The sequence below is a fragment of the Pseudomonas sp. TWR1-1-4 genome, from assembly GCF_049897165.1.
In the GTDB taxonomy this organism is placed as follows: domain Bacteria; phylum Pseudomonadota; class Gammaproteobacteria; order Pseudomonadales; family Pseudomonadaceae; genus Aquipseudomonas; species Aquipseudomonas canadensis.
In genome coordinates this window covers 305,378-311,377 of the sequence record NZ_JAFCVS010000009.1, presented here as the reverse complement: position 1 = coordinate 311,377, position 6,000 = coordinate 305,378, and the positions used below count along the sequence as shown (strand labels likewise).

Sequence of the window (6,000 nt, the reverse complement as noted above, 5' to 3'; positions counted from 1 at the left end):
TCAGTAGTGAAACGATGCATCGCCGATGGTAGTGTGGGGTTTCCCCATGTGAGAGTAGGTCATCGTCAAGATTAAATTCCGAAACCCCATTTGCGAAAGCAGATGGGGTTTTGTTTTGGGCGGTCGAAAAGCACAAAGGCGTCCATTTCGACGACCTTCAGTACTAAAGTCCCGCGTTTCTATGCAATGACCCTGCGCATGGCTATCATGCGTGCCTCATTGTGAGGCGATATTTGCATGCTGACGCTGTTAAAACTTCTGAAAGATGGCCGATTCCACTCGGGGGAAGCGCTTGGCGCCGCCCTGGGTGTCAGCCGCAGTGCTGTCTGGAAGCAACTCCAGCACCTAGAGGCAGAACTCAATCTGCCCATACATAAGGTGCGAGGTAAGGGGTATCAGTTGGCGTCACCGCTGGTGTTCTTGGCTGCTGAAGATATTGCGTTGAATGCGCCCTCCTTGACGTGGCCCATTTGTATCTCTGACTCCGTTGACTCCACTAATGCCGAAGCCTTGCGTCTTGTTGATGCCGGGCACTCGGCGCCGTTCCTGGTGCTTGCGGAGCAACAAACAGCCGGCCGGGGTAGGAGAGGTCGGAAGTGGGTAAGTCCATACGCACAAAATGTGTATTACAGCCTCGTATTGCGCATCGAGTCGGGCCTGCGACAGTTGGAGGGGCTGAGCCTGGTTGTGGGCTTGGCGGTCATGCAGGCCTTGCGCGAGTCGGGTGTGCAGGGCGCTGCTCTGAAGTGGCCAAACGACGTTTTGGTAGGGCAGAAGAAAATTGCCGGGATTTTGCTGGAATTGGTAGGAGACCCCGCTGATATCTGCCACGTTGTCCTCGGAATAGGCATCAACGTGAATATGCAAAGGGCTGACGAGGTGGACCAGCAATGGACTTCGATACAGTTGCAGACAGGTTCTCCGGTGAATCGCAATGCGTTGGTGGCGCAGTTGGGGCTGCAACTGCAAGGCTACCTTGAGCGGCACCGGCAGGGTGGTTTTGTCGCACTCAAAGATGAGTGGGAGCAGAATCACGCCTGGCAGGGGCGGTCGGTATCTCTTATCGCGGGTGTCAGCCAAGTCGATGGCGTTGTACTGGGTGTAGACCACCAGGGGGCGCTGCGCTTAAGCGTTGATGGTGTTGAGAAAATATACAGTGGTGGTGAGTTAAGCCTGAGGTTGCGTGATGATTCTTGAGCTCGACTGTGGGAATAGCTTTATCAAGTGGCGTGTGCTTGATTTGGGTGGTACGAGTGCATCGGCGGAAGGGGTTGTCGGTTCTGATCTGGCATTGATTGACAGTCTTGTGGCGCTTCCCGGGCTGTTGCTGACGCACTGCCGATTGGTGAGCGTTCGTGCCTTGGAAGAAACAAGCAAGCTCGTTGCGGCTCTGCATGAGGCTTTCGGAGTTGCCGTTTCCTGCGCTGCTCCAGCACGTGAGATGGCCGGAGTACGCAACGGCTACGAAGATTTTGAGCGTCTGGGTCTTGATCGCTGGTTGGCAATGCTGGGCGGATTCAAGCTGGCGCGCGGCGCTTGCCTGGTGCTTGATTTCGGCACGGCAGCCACGGCGGATTTTATTGCGGCGGATGGCGAGCACCTCGGCGGTTTCATTTGTCCTGGTATGCCCCTCATGCGCAACCAGCTGCGAACTCATACACGCAAGATACGCTACGACGACGCTGCGGCTGAAAGGGCGCTGGAGCGCCTATCTCCAGGTCGCACAACGGTAGAGGCGGTGGAGCGAGGTTGTACGCTTATGCTCAGAGGGTTTGTAATGACTCAGTTGGAGTTGGCGCGAAGCTACTGGGGCGATGATTTCACTGTGTTTCTCACCGGAGGAGACGCCGATTTGGTGGCAGGTGCAGTGCCGCAGGCCCGACTCGTTCCAGATCTGGTTTTTGTCGGTTTGGCGATGGCTTGTCCTTTGTCCTGAGGTGATTATGCGTTGGTTGTTTTTGCTCTTACTTGTCCTTAACGCCTTCTACTACATTTGGCATCAGCAAGAAGCGCCGTTGCGCGCCAAAGATGTCACGCCCTTAAGCCTTTATAAGGGTGGGCAGCAGGACATCCGCTTGCTCAGTGAGTCCTCTGATGCCGTGGTGCGCAGAGATCGTGCAAAAGCGGCAGAGGCGCAAAATACCTGTTTGTACATCGGTGGTTTCGCGGATCAGCGACAGGCTCAGACTGTAGAGCAGCGGCTCACAAGCCTGGATATAAAGGCCAAGCTTCAATTGCTGAATACGGCTGAAGCTTCCGGCTATTGGCTGCGCGTAGCCCCTGAAAGCCGACGCCTGGCTGAGGATCTGCCTTTTGAGAACCTTGCTAAGGAATTCAATGAGTTAAAACATAAAATAATGTTGTGCGAAGGCGTTGCATCTCTCGAATAGTTTGCATAGAATGGCGCCCGCTTCGCAGTGAAGACCTTTAAGGTCTACAGCGTGAAGCGAAGGTCAATGCAGCTAACCTCATATTTTTAAATGAGAAAATGCTTGACAGAAGGTCGGCGTAATGTAAAATGCCGGCTCGCTTAGGAGGGGTTCCCGAGCGGCCAAAGGGATCAGACTGTAAATCTGACGTCTACGACTTCGAAGGTTCGAATCCTTCCCCCTCCACCATTTTTAGCGTGAGCTGCAAGCTCCGCGGGTATAGTTTAGTGGTAGAACCTCAGCCTTCCAAGCTGATGATGCGGGTTCGATTCCCGCTACCCGCTCCAAGTTTGCAGGTTGTGCAAGGTGTTTCGCTCTTGTAGCTCAGTTGGTAGAGCACACCCTTGGTAAGGGTGAGGTCAGCGGTTCAAATCCGCTCAAGAGCTCCATATGACAAGGCAGATATGAAAATATCTGCCTTTGTTTTAACAGCTGCCTCGGCTTGTTGGTGTTGCGTCTGGCTTTATCGCCGGGTGATTTCAAGTCTAGTGGGGTTGGTTGTTGTAAAGTCTTTTTCAGGCCTGCATAATGGTCGGCCTGATTTTGTTTTAGGTCAGTAGCTCAATTGGCAGAGCGACGGTCTCCAAAACCGTAGGTTGGGGGTTCGATTCCCTCCTGACCTGCCAGATTCACGTGGTGTATCTGGCTTTCTTTTCACAGGATCTTCATAGATGACTCCTAAGGCTGAAGCTCAAAGCTCTCGTTTCGATCTGGTCAAGTGGCTCGCTGTAGTTGCCTTGGTGGTCGTAGGCGTTGTTGGCAATCAGTACTATTCTGCTTCGCCGATCCTGTACCGCGTCCTCGCTTTGCTTGCTCTTGCTGCTGTTGCTGCCTTTGTAGGCCTGCAGACTGCTAAAGGTAAGTCTTTCGCGGTCCTGGTAAAGGAAGCTCGCACCGAAATTCGTAAAGTCGTTTGGCCGACTCGCCAAGAAACCACGCAGACCACGTTGATTGTTGTGGCTGTTGTTCTGGTTATGGCGTTGCTGTTGTGGGGGCTTGATTCCCTGCTCGGCTGGCTTGTTTCCTTGATTGTTGGCTAAGGGTGTCCCGTGGCTAAGCGTTGGTACGTTGTGCATGCTTACTCGGGTTACGAGAAGCATGTTATGCGCTCTTTGCTAGAGCGCGTAAAGCTGGCAGGCATGGAAGATGGCTTCGGCGAAATTCTGGTTCCCACTGAAGAAGTGGTTGAAATGCGGAATGGCCAGAAGCGCAAAAGCGAACGCAAGTTCTTCCCTGGCTATGTGCTGGTTCAGATGGACATGAATGAAGGTACTTGGCACTTGGTCAAGGATACCCCTCGTGTCATGGGTTTTATCGGCGGTACCGCTGACAAGCCTGCTCCTATCACTGACAAAGAGGCAGAAGCGATTCTGCGTCGCGTTGCTGATGGTAGTGACAAGCCTAAGCCGAAGACGTTGTTCGAGCCGGGTGAGGTTGTTCGTGTCACAGATGGTCCGTTTGCTGATTTCAACGGTACTGTCGAAGAAGTTAACTACGAAAAGAGCCGGATCCAAGTGGCGGTGCTCATTTTCGGTCGCTCTACTCCGGTGGAGCTAGAGTTCAGTCAGGTCGAGAAGGTCTAGCTGAACAAGCATCCCAACCCCGCAGCCTTAGGCTGTGGGGTTTTGTCGTCACTGGGATAAACGCGCAAGTAACCGGGGAGCCTTTCGAGGCGTTTGAACCCGTAATTGGAGTGCCTCATGGCCAAGAAGATTACCGCTTACATCAAGCTGCAAGTGAAGGCCGCTCAGGCCAACCCTAGTCCACCTGTCGGCCCGGCTCTGGGTCAGCACGGCGTGAACATCATGGAATTCTGCAAGGCCTTCAACGCCCGTACTCAGGGTCTTGAGCCAGGTCTGCCGACTCCAGTGATCATCACTGTATACAGCGACCGTAGCTTCACCTTCGAAACCAAGTCGACCCCGGCTTCGGTTCTGTTGAAGAAAGCTGCTGGTCTGACTAGCGGTTCCGCTCGTCCTAACACCGTTAAGGTTGGCACCGTGACTCGTGCTCAGCTGGAAGAAATCGCGAAAACCAAAAACGCGGATCTGACTGCAGCTGATATGGATGCAGCCGTGCGTACCATCGCCGGTTCTGCTCGTAGCATGGGCCTTAACGTGGAGGGTGTGTAATGGCTAAGCTGACCAAGCGCCAAAAGGCTATCGCTGGCAAAATCGAAGCGGGCAAGTCCTACAACTTTGTAGACGCTGCTGCCCTGCTGACCGAGCTGTCGACTGTCAAGTTCAGCGAGTCCGTTGACGTTGCTGTAAACCTGGGTGTTGACCCACGTAAATCCGACCAGGTCGTTCGTAGCGCAACTGTGCTGCCACACGGTACTGGCAAGACTGTACGTGTAGCTGTCTTCACTCAAGGCCCAGCAGCTGAAGCTGCTCTGGCCGCCGGCGCTGATCGCGTTGGCATGGACGACCTGGCTGCCGAAATGAAAGGCGGCGACCTGAACTATGACGTAGTTATTGCTTCCCCGGATGCAATGCGCGTTGTAGGTCAGTTGGGTCAGATCCTGGGTCCACGTGGCCTGATGCCTAACCCTAAAGTTGGCACCGTAACTCCAGACGTAGCTACCGCGGTTAAAAACGCCAAGGCTGGTCAGGTTCGTTATCGCACCGACAAAAACGGCATCATTCACACCTCCGTTGGCAAAGTCGGCTTTGATGCCGTCAAGCTGAAGGAAAACGTTGAAGCCCTGATCGCTGATCTGAAGCGTATCAAGCCAGCTTCCTCGAAAGGTATCTACGTCAAGCGCGTTACCCTGAGCACCACTATGGGCCCAGGTCTGGTCATCGACCAAGGCTCGCTGGACGTATAAGGCACAGATTGGCGCGAGAGATCGCGTCAATTGAAAAAATTGGGGTCCCTGCCTGGCGGGGGCTATCCAAGACCGTAGGCGACGCAAGTCTTAAACCACAAGCCTACGCAGATGGTGCTCCCGGTTCCTTACCGAATCAGACACCAAAACGACATCCGGCTCCGGCCAGATGAAACGGTAACAAGCAGGAGTTAAACCCGTGGCAATTAATCTCGAAGACAAGAAGGCCATCGTCGCTGAAGTCAACGAGGCTGCCAAAGCTGCTCTGTCCGCTGTCGTGGCTGATGCCCGTGGTGTGACAGTAGGCGCTATGACCGGACTCCGTAAAGAGGCTCGTGAAGCTGGCGTATACGTACGTGTTGTACGTAACACCCTGCTCAAGCGCGCTGTTGCTGACACTGAATACAGTGTCCTCAACGACGTGTTCACCGGCCCGACCCTGATTGCGTTCTCCACCGACCATCCTGGCGCTGCTGCCCGTTTGTTCAAAGAGTTCGCCAAGGGTCAGGACAAGTTCGAGATCAAGGCAGCTGCGTTCGAGGGCAAGTTCCTCGCAGCTAACCAAATCGACGTACTGGCAACACTGCCGACCCGTAACGAAGCTATTTCGCAGCTGATGAGCGTGATTCAAGGCGCTACCAGCAAGCTGGCTCGTACTCTGGCCGCAGTTCGCGAGCAAAAAGAAGCTGCCGCAGCCTAAGGCTGAGCAACTTCTCTCGCGGTTTTTTGTTTATTTCGATGGCC

8 protein-coding genes and 4 tRNA genes are annotated in these 6,000 nt (G+C 54.2%); all 12 read left to right on the top strand.

The features are described 5' to 3' along the window. Positions 1 to 237 precede the first annotated feature (237 nt). The gene (gene birA, locus ACP7C6_RS28235; RefSeq protein ID WP_028618137.1) at positions 238 to 1,197 is read left to right on the top strand and encodes a bifunctional biotin--[acetyl-CoA-carboxylase] ligase/biotin operon repressor BirA; all 960 of its coding nucleotides are present in this window, start codon (positions 238 to 240) and stop codon (positions 1,195 to 1,197) included. Further along, positions 1,187 to 1,936 (top strand): pantothenate kinase, encoded by a 750-nt coding sequence (locus ACP7C6_RS28230; RefSeq protein ID WP_068931339.1) that lies wholly within the window; start codon positions 1,187 to 1,189, stop codon positions 1,934 to 1,936. Before birA ends, ACP7C6_RS28230 begins: the two co-directional genes overlap by 11 nt. A gap of 7 nt (positions 1,937 to 1,943) precedes the next feature. After that, positions 1,944 to 2,390: a hypothetical protein gene (locus tag ACP7C6_RS28225; protein ID WP_028618135.1), complete on the top strand. Its 447-nt coding sequence runs from the start codon at positions 1,944 to 1,946 to the stop codon at positions 2,388 to 2,390. A gap of 143 nt (positions 2,391 to 2,533) precedes the next feature. Then, positions 2,534 to 2,618: transfer RNA gene (locus ACP7C6_RS28220), tRNA-Tyr, on the top strand. Positions 2,619 to 2,642: 24 nt separating this feature from the next. After that, positions 2,643 to 2,716 (top strand) — tRNA-Gly (locus ACP7C6_RS28215). 26 nt (positions 2,717 to 2,742) lie between these two features. Then, positions 2,743 to 2,818, top strand: a tRNA-Thr gene (locus ACP7C6_RS28210). Between the two features lie 161 nt (positions 2,819 to 2,979). Then, a tRNA-Trp gene (locus ACP7C6_RS28205) sits at positions 2,980 to 3,055 on the top strand. Between the two features lie 45 nt (positions 3,056 to 3,100). Further along, positions 3,101 to 3,469: a preprotein translocase subunit SecE gene (gene secE, locus ACP7C6_RS28200; RefSeq protein ID WP_003194658.1), complete on the top strand. Its 369-nt coding sequence runs from the start codon at positions 3,101 to 3,103 to the stop codon at positions 3,467 to 3,469. Between the two features lie 9 nt (positions 3,470 to 3,478). Continuing rightward, positions 3,479 to 4,012 carry a transcription termination/antitermination protein NusG gene (gene nusG / locus ACP7C6_RS28195; RefSeq protein ID WP_003176436.1) on the top strand — a complete coding sequence of 178 codons (534 nt, stop codon included), beginning with the start codon at positions 3,479 to 3,481 and terminating at the stop codon, positions 4,010 to 4,012. Between the two features lie 117 nt (positions 4,013 to 4,129). Next, on the top strand, positions 4,130 to 4,561 hold the full coding sequence (rplK, locus tag ACP7C6_RS28190; RefSeq protein WP_003176435.1) for a 50S ribosomal protein L11: 432 nt from the start codon (positions 4,130 to 4,132) through the stop codon (positions 4,559 to 4,561). Next, complete coding sequence (gene rplA, locus ACP7C6_RS28185; protein WP_003176434.1) at positions 4,561 to 5,256, top strand: 50S ribosomal protein L1; 696 nt, start codon at positions 4,561 to 4,563, stop codon at positions 5,254 to 5,256. The genes rplK and rplA overlap by 1 nt, the downstream gene beginning before the upstream one ends. 199 nt (positions 5,257 to 5,455) lie before the next feature. Continuing rightward, the gene (gene rplJ / locus ACP7C6_RS28180) at positions 5,456 to 5,956 is read left to right on the top strand and encodes a 50S ribosomal protein L10 (protein ID WP_016977599.1); all 501 of its coding nucleotides are present in this window, start codon (positions 5,456 to 5,458) and stop codon (positions 5,954 to 5,956) included. Positions 5,957 to 6,000: the final 44 nt, after the last annotated feature.

What these genes read in the sequence shown, in the direction of transcription:
- birA (WP_028618137.1), top strand. Translation starts at nt 238, where the DNA reads ATGCTGACGCTGTTAAAACTTCTGAAAGATGGCCGATTCCACTCGGGG.
- rplA (WP_003176434.1), top strand. Translation starts at nt 4,561, where the DNA reads ATGGCTAAGCTGACCAAGCGCCAAAAGGCTATCGCTGGCAAAATCGAA.
- ACP7C6_RS28225 (WP_028618135.1), top strand. Translation starts at nt 1,944, where the DNA reads ATGCGTTGGTTGTTTTTGCTCTTACTTGTCCTTAACGCCTTCTACTAC.
- ACP7C6_RS28230 (WP_068931339.1), top strand. Translation starts at nt 1,187, where the DNA reads ATGATTCTTGAGCTCGACTGTGGGAATAGCTTTATCAAGTGGCGTGTG.
- secE (WP_003194658.1), top strand. Translation starts at nt 3,101, where the DNA reads ATGACTCCTAAGGCTGAAGCTCAAAGCTCTCGTTTCGATCTGGTCAAG.
- rplK (WP_003176435.1), top strand. Translation starts at nt 4,130, where the DNA reads ATGGCCAAGAAGATTACCGCTTACATCAAGCTGCAAGTGAAGGCCGCT.